The 21,820-nt window shown below is 58.2% G+C and carries 16 protein-coding genes and 1 pseudogene; 8 read left to right on the top strand and 9 right to left on the bottom strand.

Annotated elements, in window-relative coordinates:
* Positions 1-218 precede the first annotated feature (218 nt).
* From VFO93_RS05865 to drt2, 4 genes and pseudogenes are all read left to right on the top strand, one after another.
* Positions 219-1,301: pseudogene (locus VFO93_RS05865) on the top strand (IS3 family transposase).
* A gap of 102 nt (positions 1,302-1,403) precedes the next feature.
* Entirely contained in the window at positions 1,404-2,222 is an 819-nt protein-coding gene (locus tag VFO93_RS05860) for a hypothetical protein (RefSeq protein WP_325133406.1), read from the top strand.
* 79 nt (positions 2,223-2,301) lie between these two features.
* Positions 2,302-4,392: a DUF262 and DUF1524 domain-containing protein gene (locus VFO93_RS05855; protein WP_325133405.1), complete on the top strand. Its 2,091-nt coding sequence runs from the start codon at positions 2,302-2,304 to the stop codon at positions 4,390-4,392.
* Positions 4,393-4,922: 530 nt separating this feature from the next.
* Positions 4,923-6,269 (top strand): antiviral reverse transcriptase Drt2, encoded by a 1,347-nt coding sequence (gene drt2, locus VFO93_RS05850; RefSeq protein ID WP_325133442.1) that lies wholly within the window; start codon positions 4,923-4,925, stop codon positions 6,267-6,269.
* A 2-nt stretch (positions 6,270-6,271) separates the two neighbouring features.
* Here drt2 and VFO93_RS05845 read toward each other — a convergent pair whose 3' ends face one another.
* The 7 genes from VFO93_RS05845 to VFO93_RS05815 form a co-directional block, all read right to left on the bottom strand.
* Positions 6,272-7,489: a Wadjet anti-phage system protein JetD domain-containing protein gene (locus VFO93_RS05845; protein ID WP_325133404.1), complete on the bottom strand. Its 1,218-nt coding sequence runs from the start codon at positions 7,487-7,489 to the stop codon at positions 6,272-6,274.
* An 11-nt stretch (positions 7,490-7,500) separates the two neighbouring features.
* Positions 7,501-10,935, bottom strand: coding sequence for an ATP-binding protein (locus VFO93_RS05840; RefSeq protein ID WP_325133403.1), 3,435 nt, complete (start codon positions 10,933-10,935; stop codon positions 7,501-7,503).
* A gap of 78 nt (positions 10,936-11,013) precedes the next feature.
* Positions 11,014-11,643, bottom strand: coding sequence for a DUF4194 domain-containing protein (locus VFO93_RS05835; RefSeq protein WP_325133402.1), 630 nt, complete (start codon positions 11,641-11,643; stop codon positions 11,014-11,016).
* Positions 11,644-11,708: 65 nt separating this feature from the next.
* Complete coding sequence (locus VFO93_RS05830) at positions 11,709-13,232, bottom strand: DUF3375 family protein (RefSeq protein ID WP_325133401.1); 1,524 nt, start codon at positions 13,230-13,232, stop codon at positions 11,709-11,711.
* 101 nt (positions 13,233-13,333) lie between these two features.
* Positions 13,334-14,287, bottom strand: a complete 954-nt coding sequence (locus VFO93_RS05825) for a HipA domain-containing protein (protein WP_325133400.1) — start codon at positions 14,285-14,287, stop codon at positions 13,334-13,336.
* Positions 14,284-14,616, bottom strand: a complete 333-nt coding sequence (locus tag VFO93_RS05820) for a HipA N-terminal domain-containing protein (RefSeq protein WP_325133399.1) — start codon at positions 14,614-14,616, stop codon at positions 14,284-14,286. Before VFO93_RS05820 ends, VFO93_RS05825 begins: the two co-directional genes overlap by 4 nt.
* Positions 14,613-14,837: a helix-turn-helix transcriptional regulator gene (locus tag VFO93_RS05815; protein ID WP_325133398.1), complete on the bottom strand. Its 225-nt coding sequence runs from the start codon at positions 14,835-14,837 to the stop codon at positions 14,613-14,615. Before VFO93_RS05815 ends, VFO93_RS05820 begins: the two co-directional genes overlap by 4 nt.
* A 530-nt stretch (positions 14,838-15,367) precedes the next feature.
* Here VFO93_RS05815 and VFO93_RS05810 point away from each other — a divergent pair.
* From VFO93_RS05810 to VFO93_RS05795, 4 genes are read left to right on the top strand one after another with little or no spacing between them, the layout of a single operon-like run.
* Complete coding sequence (locus VFO93_RS05810; RefSeq protein WP_325133397.1) at positions 15,368-16,012, top strand: hypothetical protein; 645 nt, start codon at positions 15,368-15,370, stop codon at positions 16,010-16,012.
* On the top strand, positions 16,009-16,188 hold the full coding sequence (locus tag VFO93_RS05805) for a hypothetical protein (protein WP_325133396.1): 180 nt from the start codon (positions 16,009-16,011) through the stop codon (positions 16,186-16,188). The genes VFO93_RS05810 and VFO93_RS05805 overlap by 4 nt, the downstream gene beginning before the upstream one ends.
* Positions 16,189-16,219: 31 nt before the next feature.
* Complete coding sequence (locus VFO93_RS05800; protein WP_325133395.1) at positions 16,220-18,139, top strand: hypothetical protein; 1,920 nt, start codon at positions 16,220-16,222, stop codon at positions 18,137-18,139.
* On the top strand, positions 18,139-19,944 hold the full coding sequence (locus tag VFO93_RS05795; protein ID WP_325133394.1) for a hypothetical protein: 1,806 nt from the start codon (positions 18,139-18,141) through the stop codon (positions 19,942-19,944). Before VFO93_RS05800 ends, VFO93_RS05795 begins: the two co-directional genes overlap by 1 nt.
* Before the next feature lie 58 nt (positions 19,945-20,002).
* On the opposite strand, the gene VFO93_RS05790 is transcribed toward VFO93_RS05795, so the two are convergent.
* Positions 20,003-21,481 carry a class I SAM-dependent DNA methyltransferase gene (locus VFO93_RS05790; RefSeq protein ID WP_325133393.1) on the bottom strand — a complete coding sequence of 493 codons (1,479 nt, stop codon included), beginning with the start codon at positions 21,479-21,481 and terminating at the stop codon, positions 20,003-20,005.
* A gap of 150 nt (positions 21,482-21,631) precedes the next feature.
* A partial coding sequence (locus tag VFO93_RS05785) for a hypothetical protein (RefSeq protein ID WP_325133392.1) occupies positions 21,632-21,820 on the bottom strand: 189 nt, incomplete at its 5' end.

Genomic DNA, 21,820 nt, shown 5'->3' with positions numbered 1-21,820 from the left:
TACGCTCGGCTTATTACGAAACATCGCATCGATGAAAAGCAGCTTAATCATGTGCACTAAATTACAAGAGCGAATTTTGTGCTCTTGTGATAGGTCAGGCCTTACTTTTCCGATATACTACCCAGACTCCGCCAGCTAGTGCTACTGTACGCTTCCCCAAATCGAGCGCCAGTTGTGAGTAGAGAAAGGCGTAACTTTCCCTACCTGACGACTGCGACATGAAAAAAGGACGATTCAGCGAGGCCCAGATTGTGGCCATTTTGCAACAGCAAGCCAGCGGGCAGACCGTGGCCCAGATTGTGCGCGAGCACGGCCTGAGTGAGGCCACGTTTTATGCGTGGAAAAGCAAGTATGCAGGGGCCAGCGTCGCCGAGCTCACCCGCCTCAAGCACTTGGAAGAGGAGAATCGCAAGCTCAAGCAGCTGTTTGCCGACCTAAGTCTAGAGAACCAGGCCGTCAAGGAGATACTGCGAAAAAAGTAGCCAGCCCTGCGGCGCGGCGCCAGGCAGCGCAGGGCTTAGTAAGTAAAGGCTGGAGCCAGCGCCGGGCGTGTGCCCTGGTGGGGCTGGCGCGCGGCAACTACCACCCCGTGGCGTGCGGGCGAGGGGACGAACCCGTGCAGCAGGCCCTGCGGGCGTTAAGTGGGCGGCATCCGGGCTGGGGCTTCTGGAAGCTGCACCACCGCCTGCGTAAAAACGGGCTGGCCATCAACCATAAACGCACGCTACGCATCTATCGGGCCCTGGCGCTAAACCTGCCTCGACGCCTGAAAAAGCGCGTGCCCGCCCGTGTCAAGCAGCCTTTGGCTGTGCCCGAGGCCGCCAACGGCTGCTGGTCGCTCGACTTTACGAGCGACGTGTTGACCGATGGCCGCCGGTTTCGCACGCTCAACGTACTCGACGAGTACAACCGCGAGCTGCTGGGCGTGGAGATTGACTTCTCCTTGCCCGCCAGCCGCGTCGTGCAAGTGCTCACGCGCTTAGTCGAGTGCTACGGCCGTCCTGCGCAATTGCGCATCGATAACGGCCCTGAATTTATCAGTACTAAACTGAGAACTGAGCGAGTGGTGTGAGCAGCAGGGCATCATCCTGCACTGGATTCAGCCCGGTAAGTCGACGCAGAATGCGTATATCGCGCGCTTCAACGGCTCGTTTCGCCGTGAATTACTCGACGTCCACTTGTTTCGCTCGCTGGACCACGTGCACCAACTGGTGGACGAATGGCGGCATGATTACAATACGCAACGGCCCCACCAGGCCTTGAATTTTATGACTCCACTCGAATTTAAACAAGCTGCTTAACCTCTGCCTACCACTGGCTTATCGAACGGGGAAGCGTACACCGACCTGAAGCAACTACTGCACCTAAAAACGCGGTACAGCACCCGCCACATCAACGCATTTGTGGACTTACTCACGCACCAGGGCGACGGCCGCGTGAATTTCTGGAGTAAGCCCTTTGTGAAGCGCCACGACGACCTGCTGTTTGCACTACTGCCGATAACCGGGTCCCATATTCTGTATCTGGTTGACGAATGGCTGAAGGCCGGTGGGGTTTCGCTGGATGCGCGTGGCCCGCTGTTTGAGCGATACCTGCGGCAACAGGTAATAGAAGATATGCGGCAACGCGGGTTTTTCTGCCACGACCACAGTGGTATTATCACCTTATCCAATGGCAAGTTTGAAGAAATAGATTTGCTGCTAGAGTTTAGGCATTGCCTGCTACTTGCCGAAATAAAGTGCATCGGCTACCCCCTGGAAGCCCGCGATAAGTATAACGCCCACAAGCGGGTGGCGCAGGCCGCCAATCAAGTAAACCGGAAAGCCAATTTTATCAGCGCCAATCAACCAGCCCTGATAGCCAGTCTACCCAGTAAGCCGTTGGTGAAGGTCGTGCTCACGAACTATCCTCTTCTTTCCGGCTTGGTAGTGGCCGGGGTACCCGTAACCGACGCCCCCTTTTTGCACCATTATATCGCAGACGGCAGCTCGCGGCAGGGTCTTACGTCGATTGATGCACAGGGCAACCGCGATTACTCAAAAAGTAAGCTGATTAGGTACTACGAAGATGAGCTTACGTTTTGCCAGAACCTGCGCCATTACCTGGCCCATCCGGTATTTGTCGAATCTACCAGGCAGTACTGCTCCTGGCGGGTGGCGAACACCGTCGCCGACCTGTTTGTGGAATTTGCTAGCGTAGATTTCAGCGTCGCGAACACCTGAAAAATGGGCGCTAGCCTATCCAGTTCAGCTATTCGCACCCTAGATTAGCGCCGATACTACCTGAAAAATCTACCCCCTCATGAAAGCCAAACAGGCCAACCTACTCAAATTTCTGCAGACGTCGAAGCAGTTTATTATCCCTATCTACCAGCGCACCTACAGTTGGCAAGAAAGCCAATGCCACCAGTTGCTGCATGATATTATCAGCATCAGTAAGGCTGAGGACAACGCTGGGCACTTTGTTGGGTCGGTGGTTTATTTCGAGCAAGACCAACATAACGCCTCCGAAGTACCAGAGCTACTCATCATCGATGGGCAGCAACGAGTAACTACCCTGACGCTGCTACTAGCCGCCTTGGCGCAACTGGTGCAGCAAAACCCCGACGTGCTGGAAAGCACCTCGGCTACCAAGCTCAAGAATTACTACCTGTTCAATGCAGAGGAAGAGAATATCCTGCGCTACAAGCTGCTGCTTACCCGAGGCGATAAGCAAGCCTTAATCGACGTGCTGGAGGCACACCCCAAACCGCCGATTGAAGTGCCAAGCAACGTGCGGCGGAATTACGAGTACTTCGCCAAGCACCTGACGGTAGACAACGCCCGCACCGTGTATGCGGGCTTACAACGGCTCTTCATCGTGGATGTGGCGCTGGAGCGGGGAGTTGACAATCCGCAGCTGATTTTTGAGAGTATGAACTCGACCGGGTTAGCGCTCTCGCAGGCTGACTTGATTCGCAATTACGTACTGATGGGCCAGGAGCCCAAAATGCAGGCCCGCTTGTATGAGCACTACTGGTTTCCGATGGAACAGCTGTTTGGAGAGCAATATGCCAACTTATTCGACTGGTTTGTCCGCGACTACCTCACGCTCAAAACGGGGCATATTCCGCGTATCGACAGCGTGTACGTCGCTTACAAAGCATTTCTAAAAGATACCAAGGTACCAGCAGTCGTGGAGGAAAAGCTGCGCGACTTACATCGGTACGCCGGCTACTACGTGCGCATCGTGATGCCGGAGCTGAAGCACGAAACCGATAGCAACTTGCAGAAAGCTTATCTAGATTTGCTAGAGCTTCGGGCCGATACGGCTACTCCTTTCCTGTTGGAAGTGTACGCCGATTATGCTGACGAATACCTGACTGCTGAAGAACACGAGCAGGTAGTGCGCCTGATAGAAGCCTACGTATTCCGGCGCGTGGTGTGTGGCATTCCCACCAACAGCCTGAACAAGACCTTCGCAGCTCTTGGCCGCCTGCTGCGCAAGCAGCAGTACGTAGAGAGTCTCCGCGCCGCCTTCCAACTAAAGGATAGCTACCGGCGGTTTCCCACTGATGTGGAGTTCAAGCGGGAGTTTCAGGACCGCGATTTGTACAACCTGCGCCTGCGGAATTATATCCTGGACCGCTTGGAAAACTTCGGCCGTAAAGAGAAAGTAGTGGTTGATGAATACACTATCGAACACATTATGCCGCAGAACGAAAACCTCTCGAAGGCGTGGCGCGAGGAGCTAGGGCCTGAGTGGCGGCGTATTCAGGAAGAGCGCCTGCACACTATCGGCAACCTCACGCTCACCGGCTATAATTCCCGCCTCAGCGATAAGCCATTTGCTTTCAAAAAAGCAACAGAAGGAGGCTTTGCCGACAGCCCTATCCGCTTGAACGCCGGGGTAGCCAAAGCCGAGCACTGGACGGAAGAGGCCATGCTAAGCCGCGGCCAGACGCTAGCAGCAAAAGCGTTAAAAATTTGGGCGGCTCCGTCCCTCACCGAAACTCAGTTAGCACCTTATCGAGAACCTGAAACGGCAGCGGAAGGAGAGTACAACCTGGAACAGTTCTCGCACCTGAACGGAGCCATGAGCGACCTGTTCAATGCTTTTCAAAAGCGGGTACTTAATCTGGATGCAACTGTCAAACAAGAGATTAAGAAGCTGTACATAGCCTTCAAGCTCGATACTAATTTTGTAGATGTAGTGCCGCAGAAGAGCCAGCTAAGGTTGTCGCTCAATTTGCCATTTGAGGAAATTCGGGACCCGCGTAACTTATGCAAAGATGTTCGGGGGATAGGGCGTTGGGGAAATGGCGAGGTAGAAGTTGGCCTGGCCTCAGCGGCCGACTTGGACGATATTATGCAGCTGGTACGGCAAGCCTATGACTGGCAATCTGAAAACTGACTACCAGTTACCAGGAAATAATGCGGTTACAAGTACTGAGCCAGCAATTAGTTAACGCGTATTCTCAGTATTGCGCCTGTGCTATTGGAATTATGAAGCTCACCTGTACATTTGTTGTACCCTGCTAATCGGAGCAGGTGGTTATGAGTATGCTGCTGGCAATTTGTTCCAGCAACTGCTGCCTATCAGCGCTGACAGGCAGCAGTAGCCGGAACAAGCTGCCCAGCAGTATTAAGGTGAAGAGGACTTGGTGAGCTACTATTAGCTCAGCGGGAAGAATTTGCTGAATCATATGCATTAAACGTTTCAACGGGCCTGGAGGCATTTGTGCCTGCTGACGTTCTGGGAACCCCTTTGGGGGAGTATTAGAATACATTGTGCGCCAAGGCATTCGTGAGTAGCCTATCTCCGCCTTGGCCTATTATTTTTTTCACAATGACTGGCGAAGAATTATTCGCGCAGTGGGTGGCCCAACTGGCGCACCGCCGCGATACCACGAAGCGTTTTAGCCCCAAAAAAGTAGCGCTTCCCTGTTAGGGAAGCGCTACTTTCATTTGGACTACCCAGTGGCCGATAAGGAATTGCAGCGCTGGAAGCCCGTACTACTCGCCCCAGACCAAGTTCGAAAACGCGCCTTCTACCCTTTTCTGAAAATAGTTAAGGAGCGCAAGCGCTTTGCAAACGATACGGAAGGGGTCCGTCGTATTCACCCGGAGGGCCCTAAGAAGCGTGACATCTGCTACGCCGCGCACCATGATGCCCTCTTCTTTTCCTGGTATGGGTTTCAACTGGAATCGTTGTTAGAACCTAAGCTGGCAGCTTTAGGTCTGGATGACTGCGTCTTAGCCTACCGGGCAAAAGGCAAGAACAACATCCATTTCGCAAAAATGGTGTTCGATTACATTGCGACTCAGCCTGCCTGCGTAGCCTTGGCTTTTGATGTAACGAAGTTCTTTGACACCCTCAATCACCGCTTGCTAAAACAAGCTTGGGTAGCTCTATTAGAAGTAGAAGAACTACCCGCTGACCATTACACCATTTTCAAGGCGATGACCCGCTTTCGCACGGTGGCAGTTACCGCAATCGAAGAAGCGCTCGGGCCTGAGAAAACGAAGGAATGCTTCCGGCAAAAGCGCTTTGTCTTCCCAGAGCAATTTCGTACGCAGCTCCTTCCGAAGCAAGTAGCTAATAAAGAGCCCTTAGGCATCCCGCAAGGCGCCCCGTTAAGTGCCGTTCTTTCTAACCTCTATATGGTTACGCTGGACGTAGCCTTGCAAAAAGTAGCGCAAGCCTGCGGCGGAATTTACCGACGGTATTGTGACGACTTGTTATTCGTGGTACCCCCTGGCCAGGAGGTAGTGGCGGAAGTAGCGGTCCGTCGCGAGCTTGCCGAGTTACAATTGGTGCTCAACGAGAAAAAGACGGAACGGCGATTCTTTACGCAAAATCCGGCGCAGGTAATAACCTGTATGGATGAGCGGGGAAAGCCGGCCTCCTTGCAGTATTTGGGATTAGAATTTTGCGGTAAAACGGTTTTGCTTCGTTCTTCCAGCTTAGCGCGCTATCATCAACGCTTACGCCGAGGAGTTCGCAAGGCGGTACGCATGGCGAAAGGGCAGCGCGGCTTGCAGGGAGGTAAGGTATTTAAGCGGGCGCTTTACCGGCGATTCAGCCACTTAGGCAAATTCAATTTCATCAGATACGCCAAACGGGCCCACCATATCACTGGTTCACAAGCCATTAAAAAACAAGTAAGGGGCAGCATTGAGCTCATTAACAAGTTGGTAGACCAGGAGATAAAACGGCAGGAGTACATCGCAGCTCAACTAGCTACCAGAAAAGCTAGCGCAGTAATGCGAACCTGGATAATGGATTAGGTTTAGCTGCCCAAGCCAGGGGTAAGCAGCAGTTGCGGGCACGCCACCTGCAACGCGGCCACCACGGCCGCCTGCGGAATGCGCTCCTGCTCCAGCCGCAGGTGGTTAGCAGCTAGGTGGTCGAATAAGGCCTGTTCCGCAGGAGTCAGGTGCTGAAGCACGGCCGCGGCTACCGGGGCAGCCCGCACCTGAAATTGCTGGCACTGCGCCAGGGTAGCGGCATCCATCAGCAGCGGGCGGGCGGTGGAGCAATAGCGGCGCAGGCGATTGAGTATCTGCAACCCCGCCGCATCTAAGTCGCCCCAGTAAAAGACTTGGCGGGCGTGCAGCCAGGCGGCGTGCTCGACCAGGCCCACGGCAAATCCCTGGCCCCATACCGCTACGGTGCCGGCCAACGCGGGCAGCGTCAGAAACGTTATTTTGTTCTCGGTAATCAGCACGGTGTGGCCTGGGGGATTCAATTCCTGAAACTTGCTGAGCGGCACCATAAACTCGCTCAGGCTAAACGACAAGCCGGCGCTGAGTTGCGGGTCCAAGATGCGCACGTAGACCAGCGGCTCGGGCTCGCGCAGCCGCAGCCGGGCCGCAAACGTGCGGCCCGCTTCGTTCAGGTAAGTTGGTATCAGCTGGCGCAGCAGCGCCGTGAGTACAGCCTCGTGCTCCTCCACAAACTTTGTATGCACGGGTAGCGGTAGCTCGCGCACGTAGCAAGGCTCGGCCCCTAGCACGGCCGCTACCTGGAGAAAGTACCGCGCTACCAGCACGATGTCCTGCCACTCGGCCGGCGGGTAAGCCAGGCCGAATTTGAGCTGCCGGGCCAGCCACGCGGCGGGCAGCTCCGGCAGCTGTACGCGCAGCAGGGCCACCACCGCCGCAACGTGGCGCGCCTGCCGCTGCCACTCGCGCCCCAGAAAAGTAAGTAGCTCGGCGGCCGAGGCGAAGACTACCCGGCGCGGCCACGTCTGCTCGCCAAAACCAGTAGCCCGCAGGTTGGTCGTTTCCGTATCAAGCTGGTAGCCAGCTACGCGCTGCGGGGCCGCCAGTTCGCGCAGGCGCGGCATTTCCTCGCGTAGCAAAGCAGTCAGCTCGGCCGCGGTACTTGGCAGCGTACCGGCCACTGCCCACGGAAACAGCGTGGCCTCATCCCCCTGAGCCAGGCGACGCAGGTAGTCGTTAAAGAATAGTTCGGCCTTGCGGCGCACGAGGGCTACGGTCAGCATACGGGCGGGGGTTAGCTGGCTTCGAGGGTATGAGCGGCCGCCAGGTGCTCGGCCAGCGCCGTCCGCGTCAGGGTGTACACCTGGGAGCTGCGGCGGTCGGGGCTGGCTACGAGGTGGCAGGTATGAATAAATTCCTGCACGATACCTACCTTATCAAGGGGCGTAACTACCAGCAGTTGCAGGTGCAGCTGCTGGCATAGCTCCATGAGGTAACGCGAGTTGTCGGCATCGAGGTCGCTAAAAGCTTCGTCCACGGCCAGGAAGCGAAATGACCGGCTCTGAAGCCCGCGCTGGTTGATGCCGAACTGGTAGGCAACGGCTGCCGCCAGCACGGTGTACGTCAGCTGCGCGCGCTGCCCTTTCGACAAGGCATTAGAGTTTTCGTACACCCGCAACGGCCCGGTGGGCGGCTCCCCGGCCGCCACCGGCGTGGGCCGAATAAACTCGTGGGCGGCGAAGTCATACCACTGCCGCACGTCGGTCACCTCCCGGCGGTACGTGTCGTTGCGCAACTCATCAATCAGCGCTTTAATCTGCCCGAAAGTGGCCTGCTGGCCTGCCAGGCCATCTTCCAGGTCGGGGTTTAGGTTGGTGCGGGTATTGTTGAGCCGCGTGCGAAAGGAGTTGATGCGCGGCGTGGGCACGCGCTGCATCACCAGCCGAATAAAGGTCGGGGCCGGTTTTTGGTTGAACGTAATGGTGTGCAGCGAGGCATTCAATTCCCGCAAACTCACCTTCAGGTCGTCTTCCTCCTGGTTGAGCGAGGCCCGGAAGTTGATGAGGCCTACGGCTAGCTCTTCGCGCAGGTAGTGGGCAAACTCTTCGCGCAGGGGCGGCAATTCCTCCTGTTCCAGATGCACAAGCACGGCGGTAAACTCCGTACAGTTTTCCAGTACCGGGTCGGCCGCGGGTACGTGCTGGTGCCAGTCCGGAAATTCCTGCTGGGTTTCCCTAGGTGGCCGCACGAAGCGCTCCAGCAGGTGCACCACGGCCCGCTCGCCCTCGCTGCGCTGTTTATCGGCCTGGCGGCTTTCGTGCAGCAGGCGCGGGCCAGCCGCGAGCTGCGCCTGCTGCCAGCCCGCCGCATCGAGCCGCATACTGGCCGGCGGCAGGAATGGCGCGGCGGCAGCCAGCAATTCCGCACTGGGCTCGCCAACCGCTGGGGCCGGCGTGGCCGCTAGCGCATCTCGCTGGCGCGTAAGCTTTTCTACCCGGTCCAGCGCCCGGCCTTGCTGCCGGTTTTGCGTTTGCAGCGTTTCGGCTAGTTGGCTTACGTGCCGGGTAGCCGCCTCGTACTGGGCCGTCAGCTCCTGAATTGGGTTGCTGCTCGTGCGCAGGCGCTGCTCCTGCGCCCGGACGTGGGTTAAGGCCAGCGTGGTACTAACCACATCCAGGTCGGCGTAGTCCGCTAGGTGAAGTAGCTCCTCCCCGGCCCGGCGAAGCAGGCCGCGGGCGGTAGCCTCGGCCAGTAATTGGTCGCGGCAGGTGGCCAGTTGCTGCGCTTCCGCCTCGTAGCCCGCCAGCTGCTGGGCATAGGCGGCTTGCTTGGCCGCATTGTCCCAGCCGAGCACGTAGCGGCTGGCATCGCCGGGCGGGCGGCGGTCGTCTTTTTGGTACTGTCCTTCCCGGTGGGCCAGTCCCTCTTTGGTAAGGATGGCCGGGCCTGCGGGCGACCACAGCTCAGGGACAGTGTCTACGCAGTGGTGCGGAAAGTGCTGCGCAAGCTGCTGACCAACCCAGTCCCGCCAAGGAGAAGCCGCGAGCACTTCCACCCGCGCCCCGACCGATTGGGCAGGAAACTCGGCCAAACCAAGTTGCCGTAGCGCCGCAGGGGTGGGCAGGCACTGGTAGCGCAGGTGTTGCCCCAACCAAGTGCTACTCGCATACGCCGTCACGGCCGCGCCGTGGGCGGCGGGCACCAGCAAATGAAGGGCAAACTCACGTAGCAACTTTTCGAGGGCCGGTTCCCAATCGGCGGCTTCCGGCCGCACCTGAAGCAGCTCGCCCACAAACGGCAGGTCGTCGGCCGTGAGGCTAGCAGGCAGCAAATGGGTCAGTAACTGCTGGCGCAGCTGCTGCAATTCGCGCGGGATATTGCTGCTGGGCCGCTGGCGCAAGGCAGTCAACTCCTCCCCTAGCGTGCGGCCTTTTTGCTGCACCCCGTCGAGCTGCTGCTGAGTAGCAAGCCGGGCGGTAAGCGCTGCTTCATGGGCAGCGGCTAGCTCCCGGAGTTGCTGCGCTACGTGTTGACGCTGCCCTTCAAACTGTTCCGCGTTGGGTTGCGGGTCCAGGCTCAGCGTAGTTGCTAGCCGGGCGTATTGTTGGCTGGCCCGCTGCTGCTTGGCCGCTAGATGTACCAGCCGCTGGTCTTCGGCCTGCAAATCTTGCAGTTGGCGGGTTACCTCGTGGTTGCGTAGGTCGCCCCCTAATTTTTCCTTATGCAACTGCGCCTGCTCGTGCGCTTTTTTAGTCGCTTCAATCGCTGCTTCTATTTGAGTCAGCGCCTGCTCGGCCGCCGCCAGTTCTTCGCGTAGCGCTTGCTCCCGGCGCTCGCTAAGCACTTGCTGCACCACCAGCTGGAGCTGCTCGGCCTGTTCGCAGCGCGCCTGCGCCTGCTGCCACTGAGCGTAAGCAGCGGGCAGCGGGGACAGTAATTCCACCTGCCGGGTGGCCTGCCGAATCGACTGGTCGATGCCCAGCAGCTGGTCGTACTGCTTTTGGAGGCGCTCGTAGCCTTCTTCTGCCCGCCCGGCGCTCAGCATTTCCTGCCGGATGAAGTGGCTAAGACTGGTTAGCTCCTTCAGGGCCACGCCCTTGCCGAACAGCGTTAGCGCCTTTTCGCGCATCCCGGTCAAAGTTTGCAGGCGGAACCCGTAGTCGCGGAAAGAAGCAAAAAATTCTGCCTGATACCGGGCAGTGAGGGCCGCCTTCCACTTGCCCAGCGCATCGAAGCTACCCAGCTCTGCGCTGGTCAGGCGCTGGGGCACCAGCAAAAAGTCGGTGTGCAAGTCCCCTTTGGGGCGATAGCGCAGCACCTGGGCCGCGGTCAGGTACTGTCCTAAGCTGCGGTTTTCGAAGCAGGCCAGCAGTACGCTGTGGCTGTTCTTGTCGCGCAGCATCTCGGAGCTGGCCCGGAGCTGGCCTTCGCGCTGGTTCTGGCCGTAGTAGCCCAGCACGTAGGTTTCGTCGGAGCGGCGCTCCTCGGCCCGGCCTCGCCCGCCGCCCGTGCCGGCCGCCGCGTTGTACACCCGTTGGCCTGCCCCGGCGGGGGGCACCAGCAGCGTCAGTAGCGCGTCGAGCAGCGTGGTTTTGCCCGCGCCGTTGGCCCCGGTAAGTAGGGCATTTTGGCCATCGAGCTCCAGGCGAAAAGGCCCGCCATTGAACGTGCCCCAGTTGATTACTTCCAGATAAGTCAGCCGGTAGCCCGCCTGCTCAGCCGACAACACCGGGTCAAAAAGGGATTACATACTACGGCCGCTAGGTAAAGGTACTGGTGAGGTGAAGAGACTGAGTAGCCGTTGTACTCAAGTAGTTGGGTCGTCATCCGGGGCGGCAAGCGGCAGTTGGGTAGGCGGGGGCAATTGGGCGGCCAACTCCTGCTGAAAGTCTTCCAGCATTTCGGGTGTCAGGCGGGCCAGCAGGATGCGGCGCACCTCGTAGCGCGCGTTTTGCAGGTCGAGCGCGTCGTCGTGGTGCAGCTTTAGAAAGCCTAAGTCGCTCAATTCCTGCACGTATTTGCGGACGGACTTCAGCAGCTTCACTTGGTTGGAGGCCGGGGGCAATAGTAGGCTCACCCGCTCGGCCAGCTGCCCCAGGCTTATGCGCAGCTGAGGGCCATCGGGCTGGCCCGCCTGGTCGTGCTCACCCAGCCAGTGCCGTAGCACCACCGCCAGCAAGGTAGCCTCGTAGCTCAATGGGTGGGTGCGCAGCAGCGGCGGCAGGCCGGTCACCAGCGCCTCTTCGTCCGCCGTTGGCGCATCGTCCAGAAAGGCGTAGCCGTCCTGCGGCGCTATTTCCACCCGCAGGCCAATGCCCCCAAAATGAACCTGTAAGGCCCCTAGTTGCTGCTGTAGCGCTGCCCACAGGCGCGCATCGTCGTCGTATATCGGCCCAAGTAAAAGCTGGCGGGCAGGCCAGGCGTAGGGTTGAAGCATTGCAGAAAAGGTCGTCGCAAGCGCATGGCCGCGCCGGCTCGAAAAGTACAGTAAAACAGCGGTAGCTAAGCTCGCTGATAAATGATATGTGGCACGCGCAGCCCGCCCTGCTGGCCGCTGGCATCCAGTGGCACTACAACGGCCTCCGATGCATCGAGCAGGTGCGGCCCACCGGTTTGCTGGGCCGCCAGCGCCACGTAGGCCACCAATTCGGCTAGCCCCTGAGTAGGCGGAAAATGGGCTAACACGGCTGGTAGCCCGATAGTAGGTTGCTCAGCCAGCAGGTGGCCTAGCTGCTGGGCCAAGCGCGCCGTGTCTATCGGCAGGTGGCGAAACAAGGCCAGCGCTACCTCAGTTGGCAGGTCGGTGAGGGGAGCTGCTATTGGCGCTGCCGGCACCGCGGGCCGGGGCGCGGCCGGCGGCTGGGGACCGTGAGGGGCACGGGCCCATGGCAAATGCAGCGCGGGCCTGCCGGCCATCGTCATCCCACGTGCAGGGGCGGGCTGCTGGCGCAGCTGCAAGGCCAGCGCCTGAATGGCTTGGGTAGCCGCGTGCGCCCGCTGATGCTGGCGCGGGTGCTGGCTAGTGACGAGGCGGTGCAGGCGGTCGGTAAGCTGCTCGCTGGCCACTTGTACGCGGCGGGCCTCGCCGTAGAGGTAGCCCTTGAGCTGGCGCAGAAAGCTTACATCTGGGCCAGCGGCCAAGCCGCGCTGTTGCAACAGTTGGTCGGTAGCCGCCAGCAGGTCGCTGAGTTGCTGCTGCTGCGTTTCGCCGGTCAGAAACTCCCAGAACGCGTAAAAGCTGCGGCCCTGGTCCTGCTCCTTAAGGGCCGCGCGGGCTTTCAGCACAAAGCTGACGGCTTGGCCTTTAGTAGCCGTGGCTTGCAGCTGCTGTTGATAGAGGTCGAGCAGCAGCTGCCGCAGGTTTTCGTCTACGTCGCGGAAGTCCGTGCCCAGTTCCTTGCTCTGGCGCACGATGAGGTCAAACTTTTCCCGTACTTCCAGGTCGTCGTAGGCCCGCACCCGGCCCGTGCGCTCAATCTGCGCTATTTCGGCGTCAATGCGCTCCCGGTCTTTGCGCAATTCGTGCAGGCGCTGGGTAGGGTCGGCGTGGCTGCCTTCTACCAAGGAAGTAAGCTGGTCGAAGAGCTGGCGCAGGCGCGAGCCCGTGCCCACAAACTCCCGCCGCTCCAGGCTACTTAGCCACTGGAGGGCTTTCTCGCTGGCCGCCGTCAGGTCGTACCACTGCTGGCCATTTTCATCGGGGGCCAGCGACAGGTACCCGTCATCGGCCCACCGGCTCAGGTAGCGCCGGGCCAGGGCGGCCGGGTCGTTAGGCTTCGCAAACCAACCCATCTCGGCCGGGGCGTCCGGCAGCTCATCGGCCTCGGGCACGTAGCCCAGCGCGCGCAAGTAGTCGCTCAGCTGCGCCGTTAGCTGCGGGGCCAGCACGGCCCGCGTAGCCAGGCCGGCCGTTTTGAATTCTTGATATAGAAAACTGAGCAGCAAGGCCGTATGAGCGCCGCGCAAACGCAGTAGTTTAGCAGCTGGAGCGTGCGACAGCAGGTGCAGGCATTTGTGGTAATCCATCGCAGAACAAGTCTCGGTCAGCTAAACTACTTCTGATTTTTAAGCGCCAGGTAGAAATCAGTTGCCGGAAGAATGGTCAGTGACGGCAGTAGTCTCCTATCCTACACCAGTTCTAGCTGCGCAAACCGACTATCCAACAGCGTATAAAACTGCTCCTGAAGCACTTTAGGCAGAAAGCTGCGCCCGATAAATTCGTGCCAGGCGGGCTTGGCCTTGGTAAAGCGGGCGAGAATGCCCGTCATCACCTTATCGTCAACACCAGCCCGCTGGGCAGCCTGCCGAAAATCGGTTTGCCGCAACCGTTTTTTCTTGCCGTTGAGCGTGAGGGCCAGTTCTTCGGTATCGGCGGGGTTGACCAAGGCCGTGGCTACCAGGTCGTAGGCCGGGGCTAGGCCGTAGCCTAGGCCGGGCGTGTGCAGCAGCGAGAAGTTCTTGAGGTGCATGTCCGCGTTGCCGGTCAGGAAGCAAAAGAGCACTAGCTCGTAATAGTTCACCACGTCCAGACCGGGGTTGGCGGAATAGTTTAGAATGGCCTTGGCTACCTGCTCATGCGAGCCGTGGTACTTGTTTTCCGTCAGCCGCTCGGTCAGCTGGCACATGTCTTCCATGGCCAGCTTGCGCCCCTTTTGCCGGTCGATACGGCGCGTGACGTAGGCCAGGGCGCTGCCTTCGAGGTATAGCAACCCGTGGGGCACCGTGGGCAGGCGGGCCAGGGCCGCCAGGTGCATGGTCAGGTCCTCCACTTCGGGCAGGTGCGGATAGCGCGCCGTGGGCGGCTTGAGGATATACTCGCCATCCAGCGCGCCCACGATGGTAAAGCGGCTGGGCTGCCCGGCCGCCCCCGCCGGGGCCAGGGTCAGCGAGAGTTTGGGCTGCACGCCGGTCACGGTGATGTGCTGACGCACGACGGCCTCGGCCAACGCCAGCATTTCGGCTTCGGTATAAGGAAACGTCGGTGGCACCGCCTTACCAAACAGCTTGCGGCTACAAGCCGGGTGGTAGGCTGGCCCGCCGCCTTCGGGCAAGGACTGATAACAATAGAGGCAGCGGCTCATGCGTCGTCTTCGGTTTCTAGCGGGTGAATGCTCACGGCCCCGATGCAGTCGCGGCAACAGGCCAGCAGCAGGCTCATGCGGTCGCGCTCGTGGAGCTTCCAGTTCCGCTCGGCCACTTCCAGCAGCCAGCCCTCCGGAATCAACCCATCAAAGAACGGCAGCATCGTTCGCTCCACATAAGGCGCGGCGCGTAGCGGCAGCGTAAGGCTCACCGACTCGGCCGCAGGAATGAGCAAATAGTCAGGGGTGTAGGCGAAAGTATAGCCTTGCTCGTCCTGGGTGAGGTGCCCGGCCAACTGCCCGTGCAGATGTACTTCAGCTTTTCTCATGACTGCTCTGCGAGATGGGCACGGTCGATGGGCGCGGGAGCCAGTTCATGGCCAAACAGACGTAGTACTAAGTTCACTTTATCCAGTTGTAGGGTGGGCTTGCCCTGCTCCAACTCGCGCAAAAAACGCAGCCCCACCCCTGCTTTGGCCGCCAGGTCGGGCTGGGAAAGCTGCAATAGCTTGCGGCGCTGTTTGACGAAGGCGGAAAGAGAATGATGCATACATTATACCCGTTCGGGTGTAATAAGAACTTAAGTATTGTTTTAATACCCGTTCGGGTGTAAAATTAGTTAACGAACTTATATTGTACCTGAACGGGTACAGTTACTAGTTGCAAAGGTTCCGGCTAATACAACCTATAATTTGGTAAGGGGTAGCTTTCTGGCTCAGTTGGGCCGCGTGGCCATAGCCGCAGCGCCGCCCAGCGAGAAGCCGGGCGCCACAAGCATAAACAGCCACTTGATTTGCTGCGTGGACTCGCATTCACCTACCGATGTAGATAGGGTGCACGCCTTTTTTCACATAGAAGCGTGGCAGCTTTGCGTACAGTGCCACGAGGCGTGCCAGCATAGCGAACACCATTTGCATGGTCATTTGCCTTCAATGTCTAAAGCAACCTATTATTGGACTGGTGCCTTAGCCACTGCGAAGCTAGCGAAATGTATCAGAGTAGAATCATGCTATTTTGCGGGTCGAAATAGGGAAGCGTTGAAACCAGCAGCTCGCTCAAGGTCTGTCCTATCGCATCACCATGAAAATAGCCCCTTACCGAGAGCGGTTGCGTGTTTTGCTTATACTGTATTTTTTCTCTGAGGAGTACGTGGAGCCTTCGGAACCAACACTAGCCAAAGTATTCTATTGGGAAGTAAAAATTCAAAAAATAGACTTTCTACTGCGCTACCCCAGCTACTTGTGCTTCGAATTGCTGCGCTTGCACCAAGAAACCGGCGTGCCGAGTAGCACCGATGTTCAACAGATTGTCAGCGATATTTTTGCTAAGGGAGAACCAGACTTGCGCACCGACGAAATGAAGCGATTTTTTTTCGGAGCCTACCAAGACCTGGACGACATCATCGGCTTTCTGAAATCAGTGGGGCTGGTCGAGTTTAGAAAGCAGACCAGTATGGGGCTCAAAGACATCCGCAAAGCGTACTTCCTCACGCAAGACGGAATTCAGCGCATTGAGCGGGGCTTGGCCAATGTACCGTCGGCATCCTGGTACTTTGACCGCTGCCAGCTCATCAAGCGCTACTTTGCCGATGCCTCGGGCACCCAGCTAAAAAATCGGCAGTACGCGATTGAGGAGTATCGGGAAACGCCACTCGGCGATTACATCCAAGACATCGAGGCAATGGTTCGTACTGAATACTTCACCTTGTTCAAAACCCAGCTATGAGCGCCGCTACCGAATTAGAAAAACTCAGTAAGCTGGTGGCCAAACGTGCGGGCGGCACCATGGTGCTGCCCAAGATTCAGGAGCTGCTGACGCTTGACGAAGACGCCTACCAGCGCGACAGCCCCCGCTCGGTTGGCAAAACGCTTCGGGTAGGGTCAATAATACCGGGGAAGTAATACCGGGGAAGTAATCGAATACGCCCGCGTGATGGCCGACGGCGTCAACCTGTGGGTAGCCGATAATTCTAAAGGCAAAACCAGCATCTTCAAGGTGTTGAAGCTGGCGCTTTCCGGCAACGACAGCCTGGACAAGGAGATTATGGGCTGGCTGCGGGAAGCCTGGGTCGAGTTTAAAATCGGGGGCAATTCCTATTCGGTGCACATGACCAAAGGCGAGAATGACCGTAGCCCCATCTACCGATTTTACAACGCTAACCGGCAGGCGTTGCAAGCTTTCAATCCGGAGCAGGTAGAGGCCGCGCAGAGCTTCAAAGGCGTACTGACGAACTATGCGGATTTTATTGAAAACCTCTTTTTCCGCGAGTTTGACTACTACCGGCTGCAACGAACCCAACGGGCCTCCCAAAAGGATAATCCTAACCTGCTGACCGTGCCGGCAAGCTGGAAAACCTATTTCAAGGCCATTTTTCTCGAAGCAACCGACAACTCATTTTTCTACGGCAATCAGTCAGAGTTGGTCTTTCAGATGCTACTGGGCTTGGAATTGACGTATCCCATCAATCGGCTGAAAGTGAAAGCCGACAACCTGAAAAATGACATCGGCCTGCATAAAATGCAGGCTACGCCACAAGCCGCAGCTGACCCGGCTCGCTTGACGGAGCTGCAAGCTGAGCTGCAAGAAATTCAGCGCCGGACCTCAGCACTTACCCAAGTCCTATCCGTTCCTCCTCCCCCCGCTCAAGCTACTACACTGCGCCAACTGGAAATAGCGCGAAACCGCTACAGTACCTTGTCGCAACTGAAAACCACGCTGAACGCTGAAATTATTGGTGGTGATAACGAGTATAATGACCTGGAAAAGCAGGCTACCCGTGCATACCGCAGCATGAACGAAAGCACGGTGGAGATGAACAAGCGAAACCGCCGCTTCAACGACCTGACCGAGTACGAGCAGTTCGGAGAATTCTTCAACAGCCTGGAAGTCAAAACCTGTCCCAGCTGCAGCCACGACGTGGCCACCGCGCGGGTAGTGCAGGAAAAGAAAACCGGCAGCTGCCGGCTGTGCACCGACCACCAGGTGCCGGCCCAGGCCATCGAGCCGGAAGCCTATGCCGAGCAGATAGCCCAATTGCAGACCGAGGCGCAAGGTTTCAAGGTTGACGAGTACAACTTCAAAGTAAAGCTGGCTGGCCTACGCCATCAGCAGTCGCTGCTAACAAAGCAGTTAGACGAAAAAAAAGAGCGTTTGGCTGGCGTTTCGCTGCAACCCGTAATCGACGAGATAGAGCAATTGGAAAAGGCAGCTAGCGCGCCGCCGCCCGTGGTGGTCGATGTGTTGGCCACAGTAACCGAGATGACAGCGCTCAATGTACGTAAAGCGGCAATCGAAGCCGAGGTGAAGGCATTAGCTGCCCCACGCGGCGGCACCGATACGCAGCTGGCCGAGATGGAGCTAAAGGTAAACTTGCTGGAAATTGCGCGAACGGAGCTGCTGGCAATGCAGGCCGAACGTAGCAAAACTGTACTGCACCAGCTAGAAGAGCTTTACCTCAAGCACTTGCAGGCCTTTGGCTTATTGCACTACGAGAAGGTAATTATCGATGGAGATTTTCGCATTCACTTCACCAAACACGAGCAGGATTTCAAATTTGACGAGCTTTCGCCCGGCGAGCAGTTGCGGGCCAAATTAGGGCTATACATCGCCTTGATAGACATGGACGTGCAGTTTCAAACCGGCCGGCACCCACGGTTCATTATGCTCGATTCGCCGGCCGGCGAAGAGGCCGACCAGGCTTTTTTGGATGGGCTAAAGGATACGCTGGCCTATATTGAATCGGCTCTTGGCAGCGAGCTGCAGGTTTTTGTGGGTACAGCGCAGCGCGAGCTGCAGACGGCTGTGGCCCCGGAAAAAGCCGATGTGCGCGCCAGAGGCGAGTTCTTTTTCTAATGCCCTTACCCGCTGCGCTCGACTACGCCCACTTCAGCACCCAGCCCCTAGCCTATCGAATTGAATGGTTTGATGAGCTGGCCTGGGACAGCATGGCCGTGCCCACCGAGCAGCGCGCCATCAAGCGGTTTTTGAGCGCCGTATTCGAGCAGGACCCCAACCAGCATGTGCGCAAGAAAGCGTTGGAATGGATTGGCGAACTGGCTTTGGCCGATGTGTTACGGGTCGATTTTGCTCGTGATTTTCTGCTCGACGTAGCCGCAGCCGAAGAGCGCTACATCAGCATTTGTAAGCTCAAGTATTTGTTTCTGCTGTGCGGGGATGATACCGATGTGTATCTGGCGCTGACGAGTGCGCTCGGCAATACGGATGAAGAAATTGCTTCGGAAGCCTACTTCCGGCAAGGGCTGGTGCACCTGCTCTACCGGACCGGCCAGGCCACCGAACAACAGTTTTTTGAAGAAGTGGCCCAGGCAAACCAATGCTTTCGGCAGGCCCGGACGCTGGCTGAAAATCGGGTCGATGCCGAATTCTTCGGCTTGGTTGCCGACTGCTTGATTGCCCTGCTCGGGCAGCGGCGCGAACACTACGAGCCGTTGCTAGCGGCCCTTAATACCCTGCTCTGGCAGCGGCAGCTGTGGAGCTGGCAACAGCCCACCTATTTGCTGGAGTGGCATATTTTGCATGGCCTTAATAACCTGCGGCTAATCGGCGAGCGCACGGCGGCCGAGTCGTCCTGGACGGACTATCACCAGGAGTTTGCCAAGCTCAGCAAGCTATGCAATGACATTGCGCTCCTAGACTCCCTCAGCAGTTCCCTGCAACACTCCTATAAGCAATTCGCCGACGGGGTTGCCAGCCGGCTGGTCCGCCACTACTACGTGCAGAATCTATCTGCTTGCCAGCTGAAAATCAGCGCCGTGCTAGCCGAGCTAGGTGAGCAAAATGCGGACCTGACGCTCTTTCTGCAGCAGCTGGAACATACGCTTGAAAAAAAAAGCGTAGCCGATACCACCGACCTGACAGCCCAATTACTCCGCGCCTTTCCCCAAATTGAACCCGCTCGGATACTACGCGACGTAGCGGCCTTGAGCGCGGCCGGACCGGCTGACGCGCAACTGCTGGCAGACCTCGCCTTTCGCTACCTACCGGAAACGCAGCAAGGAAGCTTCGTTGATTACGAAACGGGCTTTTTGGTGGGCGACGAAGTATTGGCTGACCTCGCGCGGGAAATACAGCACGCCTTGCCGACGCTCGCGCCCCGGCAGCAGAGCACATTTTTCCGCGTCCTGGCGGATATCATTTCCTACGCTTACCAGTCAATAAGGCAACCTAAGCGCTTCTTTCCACACCTGTACGACCCTGGCGAGGACAAGGAGGAAACATTCCAGAACCACCTGTTCACGGCCCTGACATCCGGTAGCCGGGCCGAATACTATGGCTACGAACCGGCCGATAAAATCGGGGGCGGCCGAATGGATATCGTGTATGCAGAAAATAACCTGGTCTTTCCAATAGAAATCAAAAAGGACGACAGCAAGCCTGATTGGTCAGTGATAAAAGCAAACTATCTGGCGCAGGCCCAAACCTACGTGCATGCCTACCACCAGCTGGGCTTGCTGGTGGTTTTTGATATCAGCCCCAAAAAAGGCGCGGCTCCGGTCAACAATTTTCGGGAGTTATTCGCCCTGCTGCACCTGGCCCCCTATTACAACCTTGGAAACACCCGGCCCGACTACGTGGTGGCTTGCCTAATTCCAGGCAACAAAGTGTCGCCAAGTGTCTATACCACTTACAGTTCCTAAGTAGCCTGCTCAGGGGAGCGCAGCCAAGGTATACTACCTAAAACGTGCTCCAACTCCCCTAAGCTTCTACTTCTAGTTCTTCGGCGATGCTCGCGAACTGCGCCAGCGCGACTTGCAGGTTCTCGGTGATTTCCAGGGCCAGCACATCGGGCGCGGGCAGGGTGGCGCTGTCTTCCAGCGCATCGTCTTTTAGCCAGAAGATGTCGAGGTTCACCTTGTCGCGGGCCAGCAGCTGGGCTAGCTCGTAGCGGTGAAACTGCTCGGTTTCCTGGCGTTGGGCACGCTGGCCGGGCGCGCCGTAGCACGCGATGAAGTCTTGCAGGTGGGTTAGCGTGAGCGGGTTGCTTTTGGGCGTGAAGTGCTGGTTGGTGCGCAGGTCGTACACCCACAGCGCCTGGGTCTGGGCTTGCTCGGCGGCGGCGCGCTTCTCAAAGAAAATGACGTTGGCCTTCACGCCCTGGGCGTAGAAGATGCCGGTGGGCAAACGCAGCAGGGTATGCACGTCACAGTCCTGCAAAAGCTTGCGACGGATGGTCTCGCCCGCGCCGCCTTCGAAGAGCACGTTATCGGGCAGTACTACGGCGGCGGTGCCGCCTACTTTCAAAATCGTGTAGATGTGCTGCACGAAGTTGAGCTGCTTGTTGCTGGTGGTAGCCACGAAGTCGGTGCGCTCGTAGCTGAGCGTGTCCTTGCTGGTCTGGCCTTCCTCGCTCATCACCGTGATGCTACTTTTCTTGCCGAAAGGCGGGTTGGCCAAAATGAAGTCGTAGCGCTCGCCAGGGTCAGCGAGCAGCGAATCCTGGTTTTTGACCGGGCTCTCGGTCGAGCCTACGCCGTGCAGGTAGAGGTTCATGGCGGCCAGGCGCACCACCGAGTCCACGATGTCGGTACCGTGGAAGGTGTGGTCGCGCAGAAACCGGAGCTGCTCGCGGTCCAGCTCGGCACCGTAGGTGTCCACGAGGTAGTCGCGGGCTACCAGCAGGAAGCCCGCCGTGCCGCAGGCCGGGTCGCAGATGGTCTGACCCGGGGTGGGCGCCACGGCCTCCACGATGGCCTGGATGAGTGGGCGCGGCGTGAAGTACTGGCCCGCGCCGCCCTTCACGTCCTCCGCGTTTTTTTGCAGCAGGCCTTCGTAAATCTCACCTTTCACGTCGAAGCCCAGGCCCGACCAGTTTTCGCGGTCTATCAGCACCAACAGGTGCTTGAGGCGGGCAGGGTTCTGAATCTTGTTCTGGGCTTTTTTGAAGATGACGCCCAGCATGCCGGGCTCCTTGCCCAGGTCGGTGAGGATGTGGCGGTACTGCACTTCCAGCGCGTCGCCTTCGAGGGCGCGCAGGCTTTCCCAATCCTTGCCTTCGGGCACGGCGGGGGCGTTGGGCGCGCCGGCCTGCTCGTCGGCCATTTTCAGAAACAGCAGGTAGGTGATTTGCTCGACGTAGTCGCCGTAGCCCACGCCGTCGTCGCGGAGCACGGTGGCGTAGCCCCAGACGCGCTGGACGAGGGATTGAGCAGTGGCATTGAGGGTAGGCTGGCGCATGGGGTAAGGGTGGTGCGTTGTATCGGTTTGGTTCTCTTTGCAGCCCCTTCGCACCCTGTAGAACTAAACAAAATGCGTTTTCAGACAGAAAGCGGGGTTTTGTGCAGGCGCCCGGCAGCCTGATGCGGGCTGCTGGGCGCCTAGGTATGCTTAGCGGCCGTATTCCGCCCAGGTTTGGGTCTGGAGGATTTCGGCGAGGTGAGCCGTGGAGATAGGCTGGTAGCGGTCCACGTCGAAGTAGATTTTGGAGGTGAACATGCCGCCGGGGCTGGTTTTGCGGAAATCGGTTTCCGTTAGCTCGCCCAGCACGAAAACGCGGTGGGGGGTCTGGTGAAACTC

This window comes from Hymenobacter sp. (genome assembly GCF_035709525.1).
In the GTDB taxonomy this organism is placed as follows: Bacteria; Bacteroidota; Bacteroidia; order Cytophagales; family Hymenobacteraceae; genus Hymenobacter.
Note: the sequence above shows the minus strand (reverse complement) of the source record. Positions and strands in the feature narration are given on the sequence as shown.